At 69.7% G+C, this 23,669-nt stretch carries 13 protein-coding genes; 8 read left to right on the top strand and 5 right to left on the bottom strand.

The features are described from left to right. Positions 1-55 precede the first annotated feature (55 nt). Positions 56-787 carry a hypothetical protein gene (locus tag PZE19_RS07650; RefSeq protein WP_277859988.1) on the top strand — a complete coding sequence of 244 codons (732 nt, stop codon included), beginning with the start codon at positions 56-58 and terminating at the stop codon, positions 785-787. 20 nt (positions 788-807) lie between these two features. Here the strand turns inward: PZE19_RS07650 and mutL are convergent, their stop codons facing one another. Beyond that, on the bottom strand, positions 808-2,772 hold the full coding sequence (mutL, locus tag PZE19_RS07645; protein WP_277859987.1) for a DNA mismatch repair endonuclease MutL: 1,965 nt from the start codon (positions 2,770-2,772) through the stop codon (positions 808-810). A gap of 384 nt (positions 2,773-3,156) precedes the next feature. Beyond that, complete coding sequence (locus PZE19_RS07640; RefSeq protein WP_277859986.1) at positions 3,157-5,574, bottom strand: glycosyltransferase family 39 protein; 2,418 nt, start codon at positions 5,572-5,574, stop codon at positions 3,157-3,159. A 158-nt stretch (positions 5,575-5,732) separates the two neighbouring features. Between PZE19_RS07640 and PZE19_RS07635 the strand changes: the two genes are divergently transcribed. The 3 genes from PZE19_RS07635 to PZE19_RS07625 all read left to right on the top strand — a co-directional run bounded on the left by PZE19_RS07635 (position 5,733) and on the right by PZE19_RS07625 (position 10,559). Next, positions 5,733-6,233 (top strand): DinB family protein, encoded by a 501-nt coding sequence (locus PZE19_RS07635; protein WP_277859985.1) that lies wholly within the window; start codon positions 5,733-5,735, stop codon positions 6,231-6,233. A gap of 149 nt (positions 6,234-6,382) precedes the next feature. Further along, complete coding sequence (locus PZE19_RS07630; RefSeq protein ID WP_277859984.1) at positions 6,383-7,006, top strand: hypothetical protein; 624 nt, start codon at positions 6,383-6,385, stop codon at positions 7,004-7,006. Between the two features lie 181 nt (positions 7,007-7,187). Further along, positions 7,188-10,559, top strand: a complete 3,372-nt coding sequence (locus tag PZE19_RS07625; RefSeq protein ID WP_277859983.1) for a WD40 repeat domain-containing serine/threonine protein kinase — start codon at positions 7,188-7,190, stop codon at positions 10,557-10,559. Here the strand turns inward: PZE19_RS07625 and PZE19_RS07620 are convergent. Genes PZE19_RS07620 through PZE19_RS07610 form a run of 3 tightly spaced genes read right to left on the bottom strand, consistent with a single transcriptional unit; the run spans position 10,520 to position 15,876 of the window. Continuing rightward, positions 10,520-11,422 carry a homocysteine S-methyltransferase family protein gene (locus PZE19_RS07620; RefSeq protein WP_277859982.1) on the bottom strand — a complete coding sequence of 301 codons (903 nt, stop codon included), beginning with the start codon at positions 11,420-11,422 and terminating at the stop codon, positions 10,520-10,522. The two genes, PZE19_RS07625 and PZE19_RS07620, sit on opposite strands and share 40 nt — an antisense overlap. 3 nt (positions 11,423-11,425) lie before the next feature. Beyond that, positions 11,426-11,812: a hypothetical protein gene (locus PZE19_RS07615; protein ID WP_277859981.1), complete on the bottom strand. Its 387-nt coding sequence runs from the start codon at positions 11,810-11,812 to the stop codon at positions 11,426-11,428. After that, a complete protein-coding gene (locus PZE19_RS07610; protein ID WP_277859980.1) occupies positions 11,809-15,876 on the bottom strand; it encodes a PVC-type heme-binding CxxCH protein in 4,068 nt (1,355 codons plus the stop codon). The genes PZE19_RS07615 and PZE19_RS07610 overlap by 4 nt, the downstream gene beginning before the upstream one ends. Positions 15,877-16,104: 228 nt before the next feature. Between PZE19_RS07610 and PZE19_RS07605 the strand changes: the two genes are divergently transcribed. The 4 genes from PZE19_RS07605 (at position 16,105) to PZE19_RS07590 (ending at position 23,636) form a co-directional block, all read left to right on the top strand. Next, entirely contained in the window at positions 16,105-18,000 is a 1,896-nt protein-coding gene (locus PZE19_RS07605) for a M2 family metallopeptidase (protein WP_277859979.1), read from the top strand. After that, on the top strand, positions 17,997-19,169 hold the full coding sequence (locus PZE19_RS07600; RefSeq protein ID WP_277859978.1) for a formylglycine-generating enzyme family protein: 1,173 nt from the start codon (positions 17,997-17,999) through the stop codon (positions 19,167-19,169). The genes PZE19_RS07605 and PZE19_RS07600 overlap by 4 nt, the downstream gene beginning before the upstream one ends. Positions 19,170-19,296: 127 nt before the next feature. Then, positions 19,297-22,269, top strand: a complete 2,973-nt coding sequence (locus PZE19_RS07595) for a DUF1592 domain-containing protein (RefSeq protein ID WP_277859977.1) — start codon at positions 19,297-19,299, stop codon at positions 22,267-22,269. A 95-nt stretch (positions 22,270-22,364) separates the two neighbouring features. Beyond that, on the top strand, positions 22,365-23,636 hold the full coding sequence (locus PZE19_RS07590; RefSeq protein WP_277859976.1) for a DUF1552 domain-containing protein: 1,272 nt from the start codon (positions 22,365-22,367) through the stop codon (positions 23,634-23,636). Positions 23,637-23,669 lie beyond the last annotated feature (33 nt).

Here is a 23,669-nt window from a genome sequence, read left to right as displayed (position 1 = left end):
TCTGCAGTCGCGACGGAGGGAGGAGCCGTTCCGTCTTCACCGAGGAGACCCGCCGATGTCGGAAGAGCGAGGCAAACCCTTCACGGAGCAGGAAGAGGAAGAGCATCGCGACAAGGATCAGCGGAATCGACACACGGGCGACGCTCGCCGCGAGCGGCTGGAACCGGAGTCGCTCGAATACCTCGATTCGGACTGGGCCGGCCGCATGATCCTCGCGCAATATCTGCGGGGCGGCGGCCGGAAGGTCGACGTGCGGGACGATCCCTCCTGGACCTCGTACATGACCAGGAGCGACATGCTCAGGGGCGTCGTCTGGACGCAGGTCCTCGAGGCGGCGAGGGATCTCGCCAGGCGCGCCAAGATGGGCCGCTCGGCCACGGCGAGGCGATTCCACGCCGAGGTCGAGAACGGCGAGGGGATCATCGGCTATCAATACCTCCACGGCACCAACAAGGACGCCGGCGACTTTCTGATCGTCGGGTTCGGCGAGGTCTCGCGATACCAGGGGCCGCAGATCGCCCGGAGCGGGCATCCCTTCATGCCTCCGAAGTCGCTGCCGCCGGGCGGGGGGATTCGCGTCGACTTCGAGCTGACCTACGTCTGGAACGACGTCATCGATCCCAACAACCGCTACATCACCGACAAGATCAAGTCGGCCGTCGCCACCGCCATCTCCTGGAACAAGGCCAAGAGCTACCAGATCTCGATCGGCTGGCGGAACACCTGCACGGTCTGGCTGCCGACGAACGGCGGACAGTTGGTCACCGGAGGATATCCCGAGAAATGACCCCGGCCCGCGAGGGCTCATCAGATCCGGCCGAACTGCTTCTCCAGCTCGCTCTTGGTGAAGATCAGGGCGGTCGGCCTGCCGTGGGGGCAGTGGTGGGCGTCGGCGGCCAGCTCGCGACGCGCGAGCAGGGCGTCGATCTCGTCGGCGGTCAGCTTCTGGCCGGCCTTCACGGCCGCCTTGCACGAGACCATGTGGAGCAGCTCGGCGACCAGGCCGTCGCGGGTCGGGGGGAGCGGGCGGGTCGCGAGGTGCTCCGCCAGGTCGCGGACCAGCCGCTCGGGCTGGAGCTGCGAGAGCATGACGGGCGTGCTCCGGACGAGCACCGTGTCGCCGCCGAAGCCCTCGACCTCCAGCCCCAGCGTGGCGAGCAGGTCGGCGTGCTCCAGCAGCGTCGCCGCCTCGTCGGGCGCCATGTGGACGGGCTCGGGGACGAGCAGGCCCTGCGACTCGACCCGGCCCTCGGCGACGCGCCTCCGCAGTTCTTCGTAGAGGATCCGCTCGTGCAGGGCGTGCTGGTCGATCACCATCATCCCCTCGTTCGTCTCGGCGATCAGGTAGCTGTCGTGGACCTGGATCGCCTTGGCGTGGAGGTCCGGCTCGGGCTGACGGCGGCGCTCGATCGGCGGTATCTCGGGCGGCGGGCCGGGTGTCTGCTCCGGGGCCGGCGACGCGAACTCGTCGAAGCTCGCACCCTGCCCGAACTCGAACCGGCCGGGGAGCGACCGCGACCAATCGGGCGGCTGGACCTGCCCCACCGAGTCGGGGATCTTGGGGAATTCCGCGGCCGGCCCTCGCGAGGGTTCGAACCAGGAGGCGATCGCTTGCCGGCTGGCGGGGGGCGATTCCAAACCGTACGACGATTCGGCGCGGGCGGGCGTGGGCGACAGTCGGGCCGGGGCAGCCCAATCGGTCGTCTCGTCGTCGGAGCCGTTCGCCGGGCTCGACGCCTCGGCCGGCCTGGCGCCCGGGACGGCCTGGAGGCGGCTGTGGAGGTCGCTCGAAAGGAAGGTCTGGCGGAGCGTCGAGAGCAGGTGGCTGTAGATGCGCTGGGGGTCGCGGAAACGGACTTCGATTTTGGTCGGGTGGACGTTTACGTCCACCTCCTCGGGCGGAATCTCCAGGTTCAGGAAGGCCACCGGATTGCGGCCGACCATGAGCAGGCCTCGATACGCTTCGTTGAGCGCGTGGCTCAGGCTGCGGTCCCGCACGTACCGACCGCCCAGGAAGAGGTACTGGCCCTTGGTGCTCGACCGGCTCTGCGAGGGGTGGCCGACGTAGCCCCAGAGCGCGACCTGTTCGAGCTTCCCCTCGACCCAGAGGAGGGACTCGGCCAGCTCGCGGCCGAAGAAGGTGGCGATCCGCTCGCGGACGCCGGCGACGGCCGGCAGGTCGTGGACGATCTTGCCCGCCGACCGGAACGTCATGTGGACCTGGGGATGCGCCAGGGCGATCCGGGCGAAGGTCTCGGCGACGTGGCCGGCCTCGGTGGAGTCGGACTTCAAGAAGGTCCGCCGCACCGGCGTGTTGAAGAAGAGGTTTCGGACCTCCATCACCGTGCCGACCGGGCAGCCGCAGCTCTTGATCGGCCCGGCGATCCCGGCCTCGATCTGGATCTCCGACCCTTCGGGCGCGTCGGCCCGCCGGGTCTGGCAGCGGACCTTGGAGATCTCGGCGATCGCCGCCAGGGCCTCGCCCCGGAACCCGAGCGTCCGCACCCGGTGCAAGTCCTCGGCGGTCTGGAGCTTGCTGGTGGCGTGGGGCTGGAAGGCCAGCAGCATCTCCTCAGCCGCGATCCCCTCGCCGTCGTCGGCGATCCGGATCAGGTCCTTGCCCCCGCGCTCGACGCTCACCTCGAGCCGCCTGGCCCCGGCGTCGATCGCGTTCTCCATCATCTCCTTCACCACCGAGGCCGGCCGCTCCACGACCTCGCCCGCGGCGATCTGGTTGACGACCGACGCCGGAAGTTTCTGGATCTGGCCCATGACTCGCCTCCCCGGACGCCTCGCGCCGCGCTCGGCCTTTCCATTCTACGCACTGATCCTACGTACAGGAAGGTGCGAAACTCGACGGGGTCGCCGCAATTGTTCCCCATCCCGGCCGGGAGTCGAGCGGATCGCGGCGGATCGGCTTCAATAAGGGGTTCGTCCGTGCCATGGAAGCCAACCGAATATCGCCGTAAGATGTTTCTGGACAAGGCTTATGGTGAAAAAACGATTGGCTTGGTTCGCGAGGGATTTACATGATGTTTTTCGGTCGCCGGGTCGGCCCGTCGACGTGAGGGCCGGCCTTGCGGATCGCCCGGCGCGCAAGGCCCCTGCTGGAACCATACCACGCTTCATCGAGATGGAACTGGGATTCGACCGTCGTCACGGCCGGGCGATGCGTTCCTCGACCTGGTCGCGGTCGAGGTAGCCGCCGACCGTCGCGGGGTCGGTGTAGCCGTACCGGGTGAGCACGCTCGCCACGGCGTCGGGATGCGCGATGAGGATGTCGACGGCCTCGACGAGCGCCTCGGGCCGGGCGGCCACGAGCTGGCCGAGAAGGCTCTTGTTGATCGCCTGGGGTGTGACGTCGCCATCCGGCATGAGCATGCGAGACAATCGAGTCGCATTCGCGTCTTCCGGCTCCGGCTTCAGTTCCGCGATGCGACGCGCCGCGGCCTTGAGGCCCTCGGGGTCGGTCCGGGCCCAGTCGAAGACGACCGAATTGAATGTGAGAGGGTCGTCGAGCTGGAGCCCCTCGCCCCAGAATCGCCTGAGGATGGGCGCGTAGGCGTGGACCCATTCGGGAGCGACGGGGAGGTCGCGACGCGGGGGGGCGGGCGCGTCGACGAGCATGCTGAGGGCCCAGGCCCGCGAGACGGCCACGGGATCGGCGATCGTCAGCACCCGCAGGCCGTCGAGCTGGCGGGGCTCGGAGGCGAACCAGGGCTTCATCGCGAAGAGGAGCCTCGTGAACGCCGTCGCCTTGGAGTCCTGGGTCAGCAGCAGGACGAACGGGAAGTGCTCGCCGCTGCGCCGGAACAGGAGGATGTCGGGCCGGAGATGGCCCAGGGCCTGCAGGTCGTTGAGCACCTGCATCGACGACTCGGTCTTCTTGTTCAGGAAGTCCAGCTCGGCGCCCTGAGGCAACTTGCGGTCCAGCTCCTCGAGCACGCTGGGCGTGAGGGCGTCGTACCAGTAGGTCATCTCGAAGCCCCGGCGCCAGGCGCCCGACGGTCCTCCGATCAGGGCGTTGTAATACGACAGCTCGTAGGGGTGGATCCGGACGAGCGAGACCAGCGCCGGCGCCAGGACGAGCGCCGCGGTCATGACCACGCCCCAGCGGATGCGTCGGGCGACCGCCCGGCCGATCCAGACGGTCCCCCAGCCCGCGAACGCCGCCAGGAAGAAGAACGACGGCAGCAGCAGCCGGACGCCGTCGTGGGCCGGCGTGTGGAACATCCTCAGGAAAGGCAGGATCGCCAGGTGGAGCAGGAAATACACCGGGATCCGGTCGGTTCGCACGCGCCGAAGCCCCCAGGCGATCCCCGCCAGCCCGGCCGCGAGGATCGTGGGCGGGACCGTGATCGCGGCCAGCACCCAGCCGTTGTGCCACGGGAGGCTGTACTTGTAGATCTGGCCGGCGTAGAGGATCAGGATGTCCGGCAAGGCCCCCTGGCGGTCGTTGGTGAGGGTGTAGTAATGGGTCATCCGCACGATGGTCTCGCGCCACCAGGCGGGGTTCCCCAGCCAGCCCACGACGGGCGCGAACGCCGCGATGGCCGCCAGCGTCTCGAGCGCCGGTCGCTCGACGCCCCAGATCGGGCTGCCGGGCCGCCGGCGCGCGAGCAGGCGTCGCAGCGACCAGACCACGAGCGGGACGGCCAGGATCGCCCCCGGCATCGCGACCTGGGGACGAGGGAATGTCTGGAAATAGAGGTCCGCCTGCGAGGGGGGCGGCAGCCGGCGCTGCAACATCTGGATCTCGACGAAGGCCGCACCCAGCGGCAGGAGCATCAACCCCAGCGTGAACGCCGCGTCGATCCAGGCGGCGCGACCCGCCTTCCAGGTGAAAGCCGACGGCAGGCAGGCCACGGTCATCCAGGCGAGGATGGGCAGGAGCACGGCGACCGCCGCCGTCTTCTCCAGGAAGGCGAGCCCGAGCAAGACCCCCACCAGCACTCGCCAGCGGCGGGCGTTCGGCTCGTGCAGGCCGTTCCAGAAGGCGAGCGCCGTGGCCGCCCACAGGAAGAGGCCGGGGATGTCGGTGTCGAGCAGGTGCGCCTGGCCGTACAGCCGAGGCATGAACAGCAGTGAGCCGGCCATCACCAGCCCCGCCGCCGGCCCGTAGCGTCGCGACAGGAAGTGGCAGCCGATGGCGATCGTGAGCGCGAACTCGACGATCGAACCCATCCGTCGCGAAGGGTAGTCCTTCATCCACGAGCCGACCACCGCCCGCCCGGCGAGGCTGACCTGGCCGGCGAGCGGGGGATGGAAGTTGATCCCGAACCGCGCATAAGGCCAGTAATAGAGCAAGGCGTCGGGGTCGAGCTGCGCCTGGACGTCTCCCCACGAGCGCACCGAGGCCCATTGCCGCCACCACTGCGCCGAGATCACCTGGCTGTAGCGATAGGCCGGCTCGTCCCAGGTCACGCCGAAGTCGCCCGCCGTCGGCGCCAACGCCGCGAGCGCGAGGGCGAAGACGAGCACCGAGGCGGGCCAGGACCATCGGTGTGAGGGCTCGCCCCCCTGCCCCGCGGTCGCGATCGGTTGCTGCTGGTTCGGGGTGGGATGGTCCGGCATGAGCAATCCTCGGGCTCTTTCGTGGTGCGACTCACCATGATAACAACGGAGACGACGGTTTTCGCCCGCTCCGCACCCCGAACTCGGACCCGAAGCCGCCTGTCCGGGATTCGAAGTAACCCTGTCCTCCGTCCCACTCTTCAACCGGAGTCTGAAGAATGCCCCACTCCCTCGCCGACCGATTCCGTCGCCTGTTCGAGTTCGAACGTTTCGCCCACGCCAGGGTCTTCGCCTCGCTCGACGGCGTACCCGCCGACCGCCGAGATGGCGCCGAGTTCCGCAGGGCGGTCGACATCATGGGCCATGTCGTCCTCGCGCGCAGGATCTGGCTTTCCCGCCTGGGGTCCGGTCCGGCCCCGACCGGGAAGCTCTTCCCCGAGAACGCGAACCTCGAAGACGTGCGAGCCGACTGGGCCGAGACCGAACGCCGCTCGCTGGCCTATCTCGCAACCCTCAAGGAAGACGACCTCGACCGCATCGTGGACTACAAGACCACCGACGGCACGCCCCATCGCGATACGGTCGAAGATCTGCTCACCCAGCTCTCCGGTCATTCGCCCTACCACCGCGGCCAGATCGCCATGCTCGTCCGCGCCTCGGGCGGGACCTCGGCCGCGACCGACTTCATCCATTGGCTCCGCTCAAGTCCCCCCGGTTGAACGCCTAAATTAGGCTTATGGATCATTTTTTAGCAGCCTATTGAATATTGTTCCTATTCATCCTATTTACCCTGGATATTCCAGTCGGATTCCATTAATCTGCCGAGGATTCGGGCGCGTTCTTCCCAACCTGGCTGGAGATACGGCAGATGAAAGGCAACTGGGGTCTGGCGATCGGCGTGACGCTGGCGCTGGGGACGATGACGGGGCGGACGTCGGCCAACGGGATCATCATCGTCCCCGTCGAGGTGATCCGAACGGTGCCGACGACGTCGCAGGCCATGACCGGGGCCTGGCAATGGCAATCCAACGGAACCTGGTGTTACGTCCAGGTTCCGACGGTGGTCACGACCTACCAGCAGGTCCGGGTCGCGGCTTTTGCGATCATCCCCAACCCCCTCCGCCCTTGTTACAAGCCCCCGACGCCCCCACCCCCCACGCCGCCCCAGGCGACGCCCCAGGTCGGAGCGACGCCTCAGGCCGCTCCCGCACATCAGGCGCCTGCGACGCCCCAGAGCGGGGTCGTGCCCGCGGCCGGTCACGACGTGCACGACCACGGCGGCGCTGTCAAGGAGGGTGGTTGCGGCGAGTGTTTCCCCGATTGCTTCCTGAAGCTCCCCTGCACCTGCTGCGATCACGACATCGTCGTGTTGAAGGAGCTGGGCCCCGAAGCCCTGTACTGGTGGAAGGCCATCAACAAGGAGATCATCGCCTATCGAATCATCTCCTCGTACAAGCGAAACGCGGACGGCACCTACACGCTCTACCCGTGAGCCGAGGGGGTCGGCGCGCTGCGGCCGCCGACGCCCGTTTTTCGTTGTCGGACGGCCCCCGCGGCGGCTAGACTGAGTGCGACGATGCGTCATCGATGGGAGGTCGCCGCGGCGAGTCGCCGTCGATCGGCCCGGTCGAGGAGGTCGTCGCGGCGGCGCGGGACGTCGTCAGGAGCCGTTGATGGAAGGTCCGTCCGCCGTCCCCGACGAGCCCGACGACTCGTTCGTCACCCACGCGGGGGGGCCGGTCGACGCCGAGACCGAGCCCCCGACGATCCGGGCGCAAGCTCCCGAGTCGAACGGCTGGAAGACCGGCGAGGCCGACGCCATCGCGGGCAAGTTGGCGGACCTGCTCGAAGGCATGAAGTCCACCATCGCCGAGCCCGCGACGGCGCAGCCCTCGACGCCCGAGACGATCCCCCTGCTCTCGACGATCGAGGGCCTCGAAGCCAGCTTCGGAAGCCTGGGCCTCCCCCAAGCCCGGCCCGTCGAGCCTTCGGACGATCCGGCGGCGGTGAGCCGGATCCGCTATCAGGGCTGCGTCGCCGCCGGCACGATCATCGACGAGTACGAGGTGCTCGAGCTGATCGGCTGGGGGGGCATGGGCGAGGTCTATCGCGCCCGCCACCGCATGACGGCCTTCGACCAGGTCGTCGCCCTCAAGATCATCCGCCGCTCGATCTGGGACGCCGAGACGCGGACCAGCGACCCCACGCGACTGGTCGCGCGGTTTTACCTCGAGATGAAGGCCGCGGCGATGATCCGCGACGACCACGTCGTCCCGGTCCTGAACGCCGGCCTGCACGACGGCTTCCCGTACTACGTCATGCTGCTCATCGACGGCGAGAGCCTGTCGAAGCGGCTCAAGGGCGGCCGGATGCCCCCCGCCGAGGCCGCGGCCCTGCTGGAACCCATCGTCCGGGCGGTCGAGCACGCCCACGCCAAGGGGGTCGTGCATCGCGACATCAAGCCCAGCAACATCATCATCGACGCCTCCGGGAAGCCGTATCTCACCGATTTCGGCCTCGCGAAGATGTTCGAGCAGACGATGACGCTGACGCTCACGGCCAAGGACGTCTTGATGGGCACGCCCCAATACATCCCCCCGGAGCAGGTCCGCAACGCCTCGCGCGTCGACCCTCGCAGCGATGTCTACAGCCTGGGCGCCACCCTCTACGAGATGCTCGCCGGCCGCCCCCCCTACACCGGGGACGACTCGATGGCGATCGTCCTCCGCGTGCTCAACGAACCCCTCACGCCCCCCCAGCGCTGGAACCCCGAGGTGCCCGACGAGCTGGACCGGATCTGCGTCCGATGCCTGGAGAAAGACCCGGCCCGACGCTTCAAGACCGCCGCCGAGCTGGCCGACGAGCTGGCGCGGTTCGTCAAGGGCGTGCCGATCAAGACCCGGAAGCCGGGCTTCCTGGAGAACGCCGTCCACTGGGTCGTCGAGCGACCCGTCATCGCGGGGCTGCTGCTCGCCTGCGTCGCCTCGGTCTTGCTCGGCCTGGCGTCGACCTCCATCCAGCTCTTGCGGGTCCAGCGAGCCCTGAAGCAACTGGAGCGGCAGTCCGCCCTCGGCCGCCTCTCGCTCGCCTCGTCGGCCCTGGACGCCGGCCGGACGTCCGACGCCGAGGCCGAATTGCGGCGTTGCGCGCCCGAGTACCGCGACTGGGAGTGGCGTTACCTGGACCGGCTCCGACACCACAAGCCGCCGATCCTCCGGGGCTATCCCGGCACGCTCTACGGCGTGGCCTTCCGGCCGGGCGGCGACGACCTGGTCGCGGCCGGCCGGCGCGGGCCGCCGTGGATCTGGAACGGGATGATGTCCGCCAAGCCGCAGGAGCTGCCCGGCCTCCCCGCGGAGGCGACGGTCTACGACCTCGCCTGGTCGCGTCCCCCCGGCGGGGCCGAGCGGATCATCGCCACCTGCACCGACGGCTGCGCCCGCGTCTGGACCCGTTCGGGCGACGCGTGGGGCCTGCCGAGGGTCCTCAAAGGCCACCGCGGCGGCGTCGACGCCCTGGCGGTCTCGCGCGACGGCCTGCGGCTGGCGACCGGAGGGGACGACGGTCGGATCCTGATCTGGGACGCGACCGGCGGGACCGACGCTCCCCTGAGCGTCCTCGTCCAGGACGGCCCGGCGATCCTGGGCCTGGCCTTCGACGCCCAGGGATCGCATCTGTTCAGCGTCGGCGAGGCCCAGCCGCCTCGGGCCTGGTCCCTGGAATCTCGCAGCGCCGTCCACTTCCAGGGGATGACCCGGCCCGAGGAGACCTCGCTGGCCCTGGCGATCTCTCCCAGCGGTCGGAAGATCGCGGTCGGGGGTGCGGATGGGACCGTGGCGATCTGGGACGTCGACGCGCCGACCGCGCCTCAGGAGCTGAAATTCCACTTCGACGCCGTCAACGCGCTCGTCTTCAGCCCCGATGAGCGCAGGCTCGTCACCGCCGCCTCCGACGGCACGGTGATCTTCACCGAGGTCGCCACCTGGGAGAAGATGCTGGCCCGGCGGGGCCACAAGGATTCGGTCGAGGCGCTCGCGTTCAGCGACGACGGCCTGACCCTGGCGTCGGCCGGGGGCGACGGCTCGGTCGTGCTCTGGAACGCCCGGCCCTGGGAGCGGGCCGCGAACGTGGAGCCCCGGAAGCTTGAGGGCGGCGGCGGTTCGATCGGGGCCGTCGCCGTGCGGCGCGACGGCCTCCAGATCGCCTCGGCGGGCTCCGACGGCGTGATCCGGCTCTGGGACGAGCCGTCGCACGCCGTCTCCAAGGTCCTCCGCGCGCACACCAAGAAGGTCACCGGCCTGGCCTACAGCCCCGACGGGCGGCGCCTGGCCTCCGCCTGCCGCGCCGGCACCGTCCGGCTTTGGGACCTGACGTCCGGCCCCGAGGCGGCCGCGCCGGAGTCGCGCCTGCTGGGCTCGCACGAGGGCCGCTGCATCGCCCTGGTCTATGGGCCCGACGGGCGGACGCTGGCCACCGGCGGCGTCGACCGCAAGATCCGTTTCTGGGACCTGGAAACCCCCGGCGCGTCCCAGGAGAAGTCCGTCCCCGACGAGGTCTTCTGCCTGGCCTTCAGCCCCGACGGCGCCACGCTCGCCTCCGCCGGCGCCGACGAGGACGGCGCGATCACCATCTGGACTCACTCCGCCGAGGGCTGGACGAAGTCTCGCCTGCTCCGCGGCCATGACCGGCAGGTCAACGCCCTGTCCTTCGGGCCCGACGGCCGGCACCTGGCCTCCGTCAGCCACGACTGGACGGCCCGGTCGTGGGATCTTGAAGACGGCAGCTCGACCGTCCTGCGAGGGCACATCAGCCGCGTCTGGGGCGTCGCCGCCAGCCGCGACGGGGCCCGGATCGCGACGGCCGGCGGCGATCGTTCGGTCCGGATCTGGGACGCGGCCACGGGCGAGGAAGAGGCCACGCTCCTCGCCCACGAGGGCCGCGTCCGGGCCGTGGCCTTCGCGCCCGACGGCCGATTCCTCGCCTCGTGCGGCGACGACGGCTTGGTCTATCTCTGGGACCCGTCGCGCTGGAAGGCGCGCGACTGACCCAGCGTCTCCGCCTCCCGTCGCAGCGCCGCGACGAACGCGGGGGTCGTGCCGCAGCAGCCGCCGACGCAGGTCGCGCCGGCCTCGACCAGGGCCGGCAGATTCGCAGCGAACGCCTCCGGCGTCTCGGCATAGACCGCCCGGCCGGCTTCGAGGACCGGCAACCCCGCGTTGGGCTTGATCCAGATCGGCAGCGAGCAGGCCGCGCTCATCCTCCGGCACACGTCGAGGAACCCGCCGATTCCCGCCCCGCAGTTGGCCCCGACGCCGTCGACCCCTTCCTCGATCATCGCTCGAACGGCCTCTTCCGGGCTGAATCCGGAGGCAGTCCGCGGCCCGTCGGGCGTCTCGGCGAAGTAGAACGACGCGACTACGGGGATGCCCGTCCCAAGTGCGGCGCGAGCGGCCACACGGGCCTCTGCGACGTCGAACGTCTCCAGCACCAGGGCGTCCACGCCGCCTGCGACCAACCCCTGGGCCTGTATCGCGAACGCGTCGGCCACGCGACGCTCGCTGCCGGGGCTCGACAGGGCTCCCGTCGGCCCGAGGGAGCCGAAGACGAGGGCCCCGCCGCCCGCCGCGGCGCGAGAGATCCTCGCGCCCTCCTCATTGATCCTTCGAGCCTCGGCGGATCGCCCGACGCGATCGAGGGAGATCGGGTTGGCCTGGAACGTGTTGGTCAGGATCGCCTGGGCGCCGGCCTCGACGTAGGAGCGTGCAACGGCCAGGACGTCATCGGGCCGGGTCAGGTTCCAGGCGTCCGGCGACTCGTAAAGGCCGAGTCCGCGCGCCTGAAATTCGGTGGCCCAGCCGCCGTCGAGTACCAACGGCGCGGGGCCGATCAGGGTCCGCAGTCGGCCCATGGGTCAGGTCGGCACGAGCCAGGCCGCGACCGCCGCGGCGGCAGCGACCAGGGCCGAGGTCGCGATGATCCGCCACGACGTCCGGCGATCCTGCTCGCGAGCCTCGACGTCCTCGACCAGCTCGGTCTCGCCGGCCCTCGTCCCGAAGCCCGAGACGCCGCCGAGCCCGTAGTTGACGCAGAAATTCCGACGGGCCTGAAGGAACCCCAGTGCCGACATGAACGCCGGGCCGCCGACCCACAGCCGGATCGGCGGCGCGACCTTCGCCCAGGCGAAGCATCCCCAGAGTGCGATCGCGCCGATGAGCCCCGCCCAGCCGACGAGCTTGCGCAGTCGGACCTCGGCCCCCCCGATGTTGCAGACGCCGGGGATGTATTCGGTCTGGCTCATCGGGCCGCCGTCTTCGGTTCGAGGGTCGGGTTGAGTTCCAGCTTCAGCTCCTTGTAGTGGACCTCGGTCGCCCCGCCGGAGTGGAGCTGGAGGCCGAAGATGCCGCGACGGGAGATCTTGGGGTCGTCCAGCACGACGGCCGGCTTGCCGTTGATCCAGGTCCTGATCGAGCCGCCGACGGCGACGATCTCGTAGGCGTTCCACTCGCCCGAGCGGACGTTCGCCTCGGCCGACTGCGGCCAGAGCAGGCCCCGGCCGTTCTCCTCGTAGAGCTTGCCCCACCAGTCGGGGCCGATGTCGGCCTGAGGCCCTTTCATCTCGCCGTCGGGCAGCGCCTCGCTGCGGAACTGGACGCCGCTGTTGCCCTCGTTCCTCACGAGCTTGACCTGGAAGGTCAGCCGGAAATCCTGCACGCTCAGCTCGCTCTTCAGGAACGTGTTGTGGGCGAGGCCCGGCGTCTTGCCGACGATCTCCCCCTGCTCCACCGACCAGAGCCCGGGCTCGCCGACCCAGCCGGCCAGGTCCTTGCCGTTGAAGAAGCCCGCGACGTTCTCGGTCGTCGCCAGCATCGGCGTCTGCGAGGGGCTGGCGAGGTAGGCCGCCAGCGAGCGGACCTCGAAGTCGTTCAGGGGCGTCCAGAGGTCGTCCGGCATCATCGACAGCTCGCTCGGCCGCCGCTCCTCGACGTCCTCCTTCGGGATCACGAGCAGCTCGTTGGCCGTCTGCAAGGTCAACGCATCTTTATCCTCGGACTTGATCAGGCCCGTCAGGACCCGGCCGTCGGAGGTCGCGATCACGTGGGCGAGGTAGTCCTTGCCGATGAGCGCCGAGGGGTCGAGCACGTTGGAGAGGACGTATTCGAGATCCGCGCGATTCGAGCCCGTCAGGTCGGGCCCGATCGCCGCCCCGGCGCCGAACAGGGTGTGGCACTGCTGGCAGGTGCGGGCGAAGACGGCCCGGCCCAGCTCGAGGTCGGGCTTGCGGGCGTATCCGGCCTTCATGATGTTGCGATACTTCTCGATCAACTTCGACTTGTCCGCCGTCGTCTCGCGTGCCGCGCCCCAGACCTTGCCGATGAGGCCGTCGATCGCGGCGTCCTTGTGGTTTCGCATCTGGCGGACGATGTCGGCCGAGAGATCCTTGGACGCGACCTGCTGGGCCTCGACGGCCCCCAGCAGCGCCTTCGAAGACCCGACCCGCGCGGCCAGCATGTTGAGGGCGTCGCGACGCTCCTCGGGGGCGAGGGTCGGATAGAGCTTCAGGACGACCGGCGCGCTGTCGGGATCATCGTAGGCGGCCAGCCCTCGCAGCGCCGCCGCGCGGAGGCCGGGCTCGGCGAGCAGGCCCCGGAGCACGGGCGCGAGGCCGGGGTCGCGGGCCTTGAGCAGCGCGGCGAGTGCGTCCTGGCGGGCGCGAAGGGCCTGCGAGGGGTCGGCCAGATTGTCCCGGAAGGCGGCCAGGGCCTTCGGGTCGCCGAAGGTGACGGCGAGCGTCGTGGCCTGGGACCGCACGTTGGGATCGGCGCTGGCGGCGAGCTTCGCGTATGCGGCCGGCCAGGACGCGGGCATGTCGACCAGGCGACGGCCCTGGAGCGACTGGTTGACGGCCCGCAGGATTTCGAGCCGGACGGGGTCGGTCGCGGCCTGGTCGAGCGCGGCGACGATCGGACCGAACGCCTCGGGCGTCCCGAGCGCCGCGACGCGGCGGACGGAGTTCGACAGGACGCCCGGCAGCTTGGCCGCGAGCGCCAGGCCGAGGGCCCATTCCGGCGACTCGGCCGCGGCGGGCTCCATCCCGTACCAGACCATGCACGGCAGGTTGTGGTCGTTCGCGTCCTCGCCGTGCCGGACGAGGCCCTCGAGGATCGGCCGACGGGCGGCGACCGGGAGCCGCTGGAGCGCCGCGGCCAGGTAGAGCCGAACGACGGGCGACGTGTCGACCCGGCCCAGCTTGGCGAAGGCTTCGAGCATCTTGGGCGAAGGGGCGCGCTCCTCGGTCGCGAGCTGCACGGCCCAGCCGCGGAAGTCGGGCTCGGCGTCGCTCAGCGCTCTCAGGGTCGTGGCCTCGTCGAGCCCGCCGACGGTGGCGAGCGACCAGAGGGCGTTGAGCCGGGTCTTGAACTCGCCCGGACCGAAGGCTTTGGTTCGGAGCGTCGCGGCCAGCTCCGATTTCGCAGGCTCGGTCATCGCGCCGGCTCGCTCCTGGAGCAGACGGCGGGCGTGGCGGACGTGCCAGTCGTTGGGATGGGCCAGCATCGTCACCAACTCGTCGTTGGTGACCGCGACCGGGTCGATGGCGCGCGACGGACCCTTGCGATCGCCGTAGCTGACGCGGAAGATCCGGCCGTTGGTGCGGTCGTGGGCCGTGGGGTCGGTCATGTGGCACTGGTTCTCGTCGTACCAGTCGATCATGTACATCTGGCCGTCCGGCCCGGACTTGAGGCTGATGATCTGCGACCAGCGGTCGTTGGCCAGCAGGAAGTCGGGCCCGTGGCGGCCGACGAAGCCCGAGCCGGCAGGCATCAACAGGTCGCGGTTCAGCCGTGCGCCGTGGATGTTGTTCATCAGGATCGAGCCGGCGTACTCCTTGGGCCAGGCGTCGCCCTGGTAGATCAGTGCCCCGGCGTGGGCGTGGCCGCCGCCGGCGAGGTCGGAGCGGCCGTTGCCGCCGTGCGGGTTGGCGCCCAGGTAGTGGCGATGGTCGGCGATCGTCTTGATGAGCTCGTACGAGTACGGGTTGAAGTCGCTCCCCGCCTGCCGCTCGAAGCGGGCGCCCTGGATCACCTGATAGAGGTGCGGGATCACGCACGAGGTCAGGAAGGCCCGGCCGTTGGCGTCGAAGTCGACGCCCCAGGGGTTGCTCGTGCCGTTGGCGAAGACCTCGAACTCATGCTTCGTCGGGTGGTAGCGCCAGATGCCGCCGTTGATCGGGGCGCGGTCGGAGTCGGGCGTGCCCGGCTTGCCCACGCGCGAGTGGGTGAAGACGCCGTGGCAGCCGTAGAGCCAGCCGTCGGGGCCCCAGTTGAACGAATTGAGGGTCTCGTGCGTGTCCTGATAACCCCAGCCGTCGAGCAGGACGACGGGCTCCGCGTCGGGGACGTCGTCGCCGTTCTTGTCGGCGATGAACAGGAAATGGGGCGCCGCACCGACCCAGACGCCGCCGAAGCCGACCTCGATCCCGCTGGCCAGGTTGAGCTTCTCGCAGAAGACCTTGCGCGAGTCGAACTTGCCGTCGCCGTCCTTATCCTCGAAGATCAGGATCCGGTCTTTCCCCTGCCCTTCCGGAAGGCGGATCGGGTATGTGTACGACTCGACGACCCAGAGCCGGCCGCGGTCGTCGATCGTGAACGCGATCGGCTGGACGACGTCGGGCTCGCCGGCGTAGAGCGTGGACTTGAAGCCCGGCTGGAGCGTCATGGCCCTGGCCGCTTCCTCGGGCGAGAGGCCCGAATGGACGAACGCGTCGGCCGACGGCAGGCCCTGCCGCACCTCGCCCGGGGGCTTGGCGTCCCACAGGGTGAAGTCGTCGAAGTTGATGTGACCCCAGCCCGCGACGTCGTCGTCGATGAGCCTCAGGAAGACGTTCTTGCCGACGTGCGCCGTGAGGTCGGCCACGACCGGCTTGAGGTCCTCCACGCCGTCGCCCGCCGCGCGATAGAGGACCTTCTGATCTTCGGCCGCGACGACCTCCAGCCGCGTCGTGTCGCGAGGCCCCGCGCCGATCAGGAAGCGTGCGAACGGCTTCGTAAGTTTGAAGGTCGCCGAGGTCAGCGTGCCGCGGGGCTTGTCGCCGTCGCGCTCGTACGACCCGACCCAGAAGCGGCCGGCGTGGCCGCTCTTCATGTCGCTCCGGCGGGCGGCGACGACGTCGCCTTCGATGGGCTGGCCCTTGAAGGCGTCCCCCTGGGCGGTCCAGTCGCGGAGGTCGCCCGTCTCGAAATCGAGGTTGAGCGGCCGGCCCGTCGTATCGGTCGGCCGGTAGCCTTCCTCGGCATGCGCCCGGCCAGACGCCAGCAGGAGGCCGAAGCCCAGGGCGAGCCACGCGGTGATGTTTCGGGGTGACATGGAACGGCTCGCCTCGTCGGCAGGGCGCGAGGCGCGGATCGACCCGATTCCGCGACTCCTCGCCCGGGGGGATTCGTCATTTACAAAGATCGTCGAGGGCCGCGGGGGACGCAAGGGCCTGTCCGCCGTTTCGCCGCCGGCCGAGGGCCGCGACGCCGGCCGGGAAATGCGTTATCCTCTTCGGGAGCTGGGGCCACGATCGGGTCTGGAGAGCAGCGGGGGACCGTGATGCGAGACGAGACGCAGGCGAAGTGGGTCATGGGCGACGGATGCGTGGATCGCCGCGATTTCCTGAAGGCCGCGGCCGCCGCGACCGCCCTCGGGTCGATCGCCGGACGGGTCGAGGCGACCGCGATCCAGGCCGCCCCGGGCCTGAGCGCCGAGGTCGACGCCTTCCTCAAAGACTACGTCGAGAAGTGGATCCCCCTGGAGACCCGCGCGGGCCAGGCGGCGTGGGCGGCCTCGACCGACGTCTCCGAGGCCCACACCGCGGCCCAGATGGCGGCGAACCAGGCCGTCAACGAGGTCGTCGGCGCGACCGATGTCATCGCCAAGGTCGCCCGCTTCCTCCAGGAGAAGGACGGGCTTTCGGACCTGCAGCTCCGCCAGCTCGAGAAGGTCCGCCTGCGTGCGGCCGAGGCCCCGGGCACGCTCCCCGAGGTCGTCAAGGCCCGCGTCGAGGCCGAGGCCAAGCAGTCGGCGACCCAGGACGGCTTCGTCTTCAGCCTGAAGAAGTCCGACGGCTCGGTCGAGAATCCCTCCGCCAACCGCATCGATCAGGTGCTGCTGACCTCGAAAGACCTGGAGGAGCGCAAGGCCTACTGGAAGGCGTCGAAGGAGATCGGCGCTCCCCTCCGCGAGGGCCTGTTGAAGCTGCGGGACGTCCGCAACAAGGTCGCCCGGGGCCTCGGCTTCTCCGACTTCTTCGCGCTCCAGGTCGCCGACTACGGGATGACCGTCGACGCGATGCTGGGCCTCTGCGACCAGATCGTCGCCGACGTCAAGCCGCTCTACGTGCAGCTCCACACCTGGGCCAAGCACCAGTTGGCGAGGCGCTATGGCGTCGACGCCCCCGCCGGGGCGATCCCCGCGCACTGGCTGTCGAACCGCTGGGGGCAGAACTGGCCGGGCTTCGTCGAAGGGGTCGACATGGACGCCCCCTTCAAGGGCAAGCCCCGCGAGTTCATCGCCGAGCAGGCGGAGAAGTTCTACACCTCGTTGGGCTTCGCCACGCTGCCGCCCAGCTTCTGGACCCGGTCCGACCTCTACCCCGCCGACCCCGCCACGGGCCGCAAGAAGAACAGCCACGCCAGCGCCTGGCACATCGACCTGGACCGCGACGTCCGCAGCCTGATGTCGATCGAGCCCGACAACCAGTGGTTCGACACCGCGCACCACGAGCTGGGCCACATCTACTACTTCCTGAGCTACTCGACTCCGGAGGTCCCTCACCTCCTGCGCGCGGGGGCCAACCGGGCCTTCCACGAAGGCGTCGGCGACCTGATCGGCCTGGCGGCGGGCCAGCGCCCCTACCTGAAGCAGGTCGGCCTGCTCGCCCCCGAGGCCGAGAAGGCCCCGGCGAACACCTTCCTGCTCAGCTCGGCCCTCGAAGGCTCGTCGATCGTCTTCCTGCCCTGGTCGGCCGGCGTCATGACCCGCTTCGAACGCGACTTCTACGCCGGCGCGATCGCCGACGACGCCCTCAACGCCGGCTGGTGGGCCCGCGTCGGGAAATACCAGGGGATCGCCCCTCCCGAGGCGCGTCCCGAGACCCTCTGCGACGCCGCCACCAAGACGCACATCAACGACGACCCCGCGCAATACTATGATTACGCGATCGGGACCGTCCTCAAGTTCCAGCTCCACGACCACATCGCCCGCGAGATCCTCAAGCAGGATCCCCGCGAGTGCAATTACTACGGGAACGCCAGGGTCGGCGACTTCCTGCGGAGCATCCTCCGCCTGGGCGCGACCCGCGACTGGAACGCGGTCCTCCGCGAGGCCACCGGCGAGGGTTTGACCGCCCGGCCCCTCGTGGCGTACTTTGAACCGTTGATGGAATGGCTCGAAGCCGAGAACAAGGGACGGACCCCCGGCTGGCCCGAAACGCCCGAGAAATCATGATCAATTCACTCAGGAAGACGCGGCCGCATTCGACTCTCTCCATCGCCCTGGCGTGGGCCGCGGTCGTCTGCGGTTGCGGTGAGCCGGCGGCCACTCCCCCCGCGGCGACGACCCCGGCCGTCGCGACGAGTCAGCCCTCCGCGCCCGCGCCGGCGCCCGCCGAGAAGCCGAAGGCCGTCGCCGAGTCCGAGGCCCCGAAGCCGGCGGCCCCGGCGCCCGAGGGGATGGCCTGGATCCCCGGGGGCGAGTTCACGATGGGGACCAACGACCCGGACGCCCACGACTCGGAGCGGCCCGCGCACCGCGTCGAGGTCGGCAGCTTCTGGATCGACGCGACCGAGGTGACCAACGCCCAGTTCCGCAAGTTCGTCGAGGCCACGGGCTACAAGACGACCGCCGAGCGGCCCGTCGACTGGGAGGTCATGAAGACCCAGTTGCCGGCGGGCACGCCCAAACCGCCCGACGACCAGCTCGGCGCCGGATCGCTCGTCTTCACGCCTCCCGCCGGGGCCCTCCCCCCGGGCGGGCTGGACGACATCAGCAACTGGTGGCGCTGGGTCCTCGGCGCCGACTGGAAGCACCCCGAGGGGCCGGGCAGCTCGATCGAGGGCAAGGACGAGTCGCCGGTCGTCCACGTCTCGTTCGACGACGCCGACGCTTACGCGAAATGGGCCGGCAAGCGGCTGCCGACCGAGGCCGAGTGGGAACGCGCCTCTCGCGGCGGCGTCGACGGCCGGAAATTCGGCTGGGGCGACGTCTTCGCCCCCGAGGGCAAACGCCTCGCCAACACCTGGCAGGGCCGCTTCCCCGAGGTCGTCGAGGACCAGGACGGCTATCCCCGGATCTCGCCCGTGAAGTCTTTCCCGCCTAACCCCTATGGGCTCTACGACACCATCGGCAACGTCTGGGAATGGTGCTCCGACTGGTACCGGCCCGACACCTACCGGCTCGACGGCGAAGTCGACCTGACGGTCAATCCCAAGGGCCCCGAGAAGAGCTACGACCCCGACGAACCCTTCCAGCCCAAGCGCGTCACGCGCGGGGGCTCGTTCCTCTGCAGTTCGAACTACTGCTCCAACTACCGCCCCAGCGCCCGCCGCGGCACCGCTACCGACTCCGGGATGTCGCACCTGGGCTTCCGCTGCGTCAAGGACGCGGGTGCCAAATAAAGCGGCCGGCCGCGACCTCCCCCTGAGCGGCCCTCCCTCGGCGGCCCGATTTCGCTTGGCGATTTCGGCCGCTCTGGGTAGCTTAATTTATGTTGAACCAATGATGATCGGGGGGAAGCTACGGCCGATGCGAAGAACTCCGCCCCTGGCGATGCTGGTCGGCCTGATGCTGGGAGTCGTCGCTTTCGGCATGGTGGCCGACGACGGTCGGGGAGTTGCAACGTCCCCGTCGGAGCAAGCTGAGGTCCAGTTCCGCGAAACGATCCGGCCCTTCCTCGCGGACTACTGCCTGAAGTGCCACGGCCAGGAGAAGCCTAAGGGCGACCTGGACCTGAGCGGCTTCACCACGCTGGAGTCGGTGGCGAAAGACCTCCCACGCTGGGAGTTGGTGGCGGAGCAGCTCCAGGCCGGGACGATGCCGCCCGCTCGCGAGACGCATCGACCCACAAGCGAGTCTAGCGCCGCGGTCGTCGCCTGGATCGGGTCCGTCCGCAAGATCGAGGCCGACCGTAACGCGGGCGATCCCGGGAGAGTCCCGCCGCGGCGGCTGAGCAACGCGGAGTACGACAACACGATTCGCGACCTCACGGGCGTCGACCTGCGGCCGACGCGGGAGTTCCCCGTGGACCCGGCCAACGCGGCGGGCTTCGACAACTCGGCCGAATCGCTGGCGATGTCGCCCGCGCTCGTGAGGAAGTACCTCGAAGCGGCCCGCCGGATCGCCGACCATCTCGTGCTCAAGCCGGACGGCCTGGCCTTCGCCCCCCATCCGATGCTGGCCGACACCGATCGCGACAAGTACAGCGTCAAGCAGATCATCGACTTCTACCAGCGCCAGCAGACCGACTACGCCGCCTACTTCCTGGCGGCCTGGCGGTTCCATCACCGCTCGGCACTGGGAAAGCCGGATCGCACGCTGGACGACTTCGCCGCCGACGCCGGGCTGAGCCGAAAATACCTGGCGACGATTTCGTCCCTGCTCGATGAGCCAGATGAGGAAGTCGGCCCCATCGCCGCGCTTCAGGCGATGTGGCGCGAACTGCCCGACGCCGCCCAGGGGCCGGACGCCGCGAAGCCGGGCTGCGAGCGGATGCGCGACCTCGTCGTCGGGCTCCGTCGCCAGCTCGTCCCCGAGGTCAAGAACCTCACCGCGCGGGGGATCAATGAGGGCACGCAGCCTTTCGTCTTGTGGAAGAACCGCCGGCTCGCCGCCAACCGCATGCGTTATGCGGGCGGCGCCACGAAGATCGAGACCGAAGGATTGCACCTGGAAGGCGCGACGGCTCGCGCCCTCGCGGCCCCCGTGGATCCGCAGGAACTAACCCGCTACGAGGCGACGTTCGAGCGGTTCTGCCGGACCTTCCCCGACGCCTTCTTCGTGTCGGAGCGGGCGCGCATCTACATGAACGGCCAGGATAAGGGCAACACCGGCCGCCTGCTGAGCGCCGGGTTCCACAGCATGACCGGCTACTTCCGCGACGACGGGCCCTTATATGAGCTGATGCTGGACGCGGCCGGGCGCGAGCAGCTCGACCGGCTCTGGCGCGAGTTCGACTTCATCACGGCCGCCCCGATCCGCCAGTACCTCAGCTACCTCTGGTACGAACGCGCGGAGACCGGCTTCATGCGCGGCGAGCCCGCGTTCGACTTCGTCCGCGCCGAGGACAAGGACGCCGCCTCTCCGCCCAAGCTGGGCCGCCTGGCCGAGGTCTACCTGGCGAAGGCCCGGCGCGTCGGGGCGGGCGACGAGGCGATCCGCGCCATCGAGGACCAGTTCCGGATCATCGCCGAGGCCGTCCGTCGCGTCGATCAGGATCGCCTCGAAGCCGAGCCCCGCCACGTCGAGGCGCTCCAGGCGTTGGCCGAGAAGGCCTACCGCCGACCGCTGTCCATGAAGGAGCGCCGCGGCGTCGCCGACTTCTACAGGACCCTCCGCGCGGAGGACTGTCTCAACCATGAAGACGCCGTTCGCGACGTCCTGGTGAGCATCCTCATGTCGCCCCACTTCTGCTACCGCGTCGACCTGCCCGGAGGAGAAGGCGACGTCCGTCCGCTATCCGACCACGACCTGGCCAGCCGCCTCAGCTACTTCCTCTGGGCGAGCATGCCCGACCAGGAATTGCTGTCGTGCGCCTCGGCGGGCGAGCTGCATCATCCCGAGGTGCTGGCCGCGCAGGCCCGGCGCATGCTGCAAGACGACCGCGTCCGCGGCCTGGCGACCGAGTTCGGCGGCAACTGGCTGGATTTCCGGCGGTTCGAGGAGCACAACAGCGTCGACCGCGGGCGATTCCCCGCCTTCGACGACGAGCTGCGGAGGTCGATGTTCGAGGAGCCGATCCGCTTCTTCCTGGACGTCGTCCGCAACGACGCCCCGGTCGCCCAGTTCGTCGACGGCAAGCACACCTTCGTCAATCCGGCCCTCGCACGCCACTACGGCATGCCCGCGCCCGCCGCCGGCCCAGATGGCTGGGCCCGGGTGGACGACGCGACCCGGTACGGTCGCGGCGGGCTGCTGGCGATGTCGGTCTTCCTCACCAAGAACTCGCCCGGCCTGCGGACGAGCCCCGTCAAGCGCGGCTACTGGGTCGTCCGCCGACTGCTGGGCGAGAACATCCCCGCGCCGCCTGCGAACGTCCCCGACCTGCCGGACGACGAGGCCAAGCTCGGCGACCAGACCTTGCGCGAGGCCCTCGCCCGCCACCGCGCCGACAAGGCCTGCGCCGGCTGCCACGAGCGGTTCGACGCCATCGGCCTGGCGTTCGAGGGCTACGGGCCTGTCGGCGAGGCGAGAACGCTCGACCTCGGCGGCCGTCCCGTCGACACCCACGCGGCCTTCCCCGGGGGCGGCGAGGGGCTCGGAGTCGAAGGCCTGCGCGACTACCTGGAGACGAGACGGAGCGATGAATTCGTCGAGAACCTCGGCCGCAAGCTGCTCGCCTACGCGCTCGGCCGCAGCCTGATCCCCTCGGACGACGCGACGGTGGAGACGATGCGCAAGGCCCTCGATGCCCAGGGCGGGCGGTTCAGCGTCCTGATCGAGACGATCGTCCAGAGCCCCCAGTTCCGAAACAAGCGGATCGAAATCGGCCCATCGGAGTGATCGTGATGTCTGACGCGGCCCATTCGGCGCAAGATCGAGAGCAGGACAGTCCGCGGCCGAGCCGACGAGCCTTCCTGCGCGGGACCGGGGTGACGATGGCCCTGCCCTGGCTGGAGTCGCTCCCCGCCTGGGGCGCGGCCTCGGCCTCCGGCGAAGCCGTCGCCGCGGTGCCCAAACGTTTCGCGGCCCTCTTCATGGGCTGCGGCGTCAACCCGGACCAGTGGTGGGCCAAGGGGGCGGGCACCTCCATGGAACTGGGCCGCTGCCTCGAGCCGCTGACGCCGCTGCGGTCGAAGATCAACGTGGTCGACGGCCTCTTCAACAAGCATGCGCTGGGCGTCGGCATCCATCCCGGCCAGACCGGCAACATCCTCTCGGGGGTGGCGCTTCAGAAAGGGGCCGAACTGAAGGGCGGCGTCAGCGTCGACCAGCTGCTCGCCTCGCACCTGGGCGACGAGACGGTCCAGCCCAGCATGGTCCTGGGCTGCGAGCAGCCGATCACGGGCTACCACGAGACGAACTTCTCGATGGCCTACAGCTCGCACATCTCCTGGCAGAGCGCCACGTCGCCGGTGCCGATGGAGGTCTACCCGTCGCTGGCGTTCGACGCCCTGTTCGAGAACCGCGGCAGCCGACGCAACCAGAGCATCCTGGACCGGGTCCGCGAAGAGGCCGCGGGGCTGAGCCGACGTGTCGGGGCCGGCGACCGCGCGAAGCTCGACGAATACCTGACGAGCGTCCGCGAGGTCGAGCGCCGGGTGACGCCGATGCGGAAAGAGAAGGAGGCCGGCGACGCCCGCGCCTCCGATCATGGACGGGCGCCGCTGACGATGCCCCGGCCCGAGAACGGCCTTCCCGAGGACGTCCGCGATCACATGCGGCTGATGTGCGACCTCGTCGCGCTCGGGTTCCAGACCGACAAGACCCGCGTCGCGACCCTCCTGCTCTGCCGCGACATCTCGGGCCTCTTCTACCCCTTCCTGAACGTCAGCACCGCGCATCACGGGGCCTCGCACGACGACAAGTCGGAGGCCTACGAGCGCGTGACGCGGTTCTACGTGAGCCAGTTCGCCTACCTCGCCTCCCGGCTCGACGCCATGCCCGAGGGCGAGGGGACGGTGCTCGACAACACCTGCCTGCTGTTCACCAACAGCCTGTGGTCGGGCACCAAGCACGACGCCTCGAAGGTCCCCGTTCTCCTCGCCGGCGGCCTGGGCGGCACGCTCCGGACCGGCCGGGTCCTCGCCTACGGCGACCACGGCGACGACCGCCGCAAACTCTGCAGCCTGTATCTCGGCATCATGGATCGGATGGGCGTTCGCCTCGACCGATTCGGCGACGCCGAGGAGCGCCTGGCCGATTTCTGAGCCACCCGTCGCAGGTCTCCCCTCGCGTCAGGC

This window comes from Paludisphaera mucosa (assembly GCF_029589435.1).
Lineage (GTDB): Bacteria > Planctomycetota > Planctomycetia > Isosphaerales > Isosphaeraceae > Paludisphaera > Paludisphaera mucosa.
Note: the sequence above shows the minus strand (reverse complement) of the source record. Positions and strands in the feature narration are given on the sequence as shown.

Coding starts and splice junctions, on each gene's coding strand:
- PZE19_RS07650 (WP_277859988.1), top strand. CDS start 56: ATGTCGGAAGAGCGAGGCAAACCCTTCACGGAGCAGGAAGAGGAAGAG.
- mutL (WP_277859987.1), bottom strand. CDS start 2,772: ATGGGCCAGATCCAGAAACTTCCGGCGTCGGTCGTCAACCAGATCGCC.
- PZE19_RS07640 (WP_277859986.1), bottom strand. CDS start 5,574: ATGCCGGACCATCCCACCCCGAACCAGCAGCAACCGATCGCGACCGCG.
- PZE19_RS07635 (WP_277859985.1), top strand. CDS start 5,733: ATGCCCCACTCCCTCGCCGACCGATTCCGTCGCCTGTTCGAGTTCGAA.
- PZE19_RS07630 (WP_277859984.1), top strand. CDS start 6,383: ATGAAAGGCAACTGGGGTCTGGCGATCGGCGTGACGCTGGCGCTGGGG.
- PZE19_RS07625 (WP_277859983.1), top strand. CDS start 7,188: ATGGAAGGTCCGTCCGCCGTCCCCGACGAGCCCGACGACTCGTTCGTC.
- PZE19_RS07620 (WP_277859982.1), bottom strand. CDS start 11,422: ATGGGCCGACTGCGGACCCTGATCGGCCCCGCGCCGTTGGTACTCGAC.
- PZE19_RS07615 (WP_277859981.1), bottom strand. CDS start 11,812: ATGAGCCAGACCGAATACATCCCCGGCGTCTGCAACATCGGGGGGGCC.
- PZE19_RS07610 (WP_277859980.1), bottom strand. CDS start 15,876: ATGTCACCCCGAAACATCACCGCGTGGCTCGCCCTGGGCTTCGGCCTC.
- PZE19_RS07605 (WP_277859979.1), top strand. CDS start 16,105: ATGCGAGACGAGACGCAGGCGAAGTGGGTCATGGGCGACGGATGCGTG.
- PZE19_RS07600 (WP_277859978.1), top strand. CDS start 17,997: ATGATCAATTCACTCAGGAAGACGCGGCCGCATTCGACTCTCTCCATC.
- PZE19_RS07595 (WP_277859977.1), top strand. CDS start 19,297: ATGCGAAGAACTCCGCCCCTGGCGATGCTGGTCGGCCTGATGCTGGGA.
- PZE19_RS07590 (WP_277859976.1), top strand. CDS start 22,365: ATGGCCCTGCCCTGGCTGGAGTCGCTCCCCGCCTGGGGCGCGGCCTCG.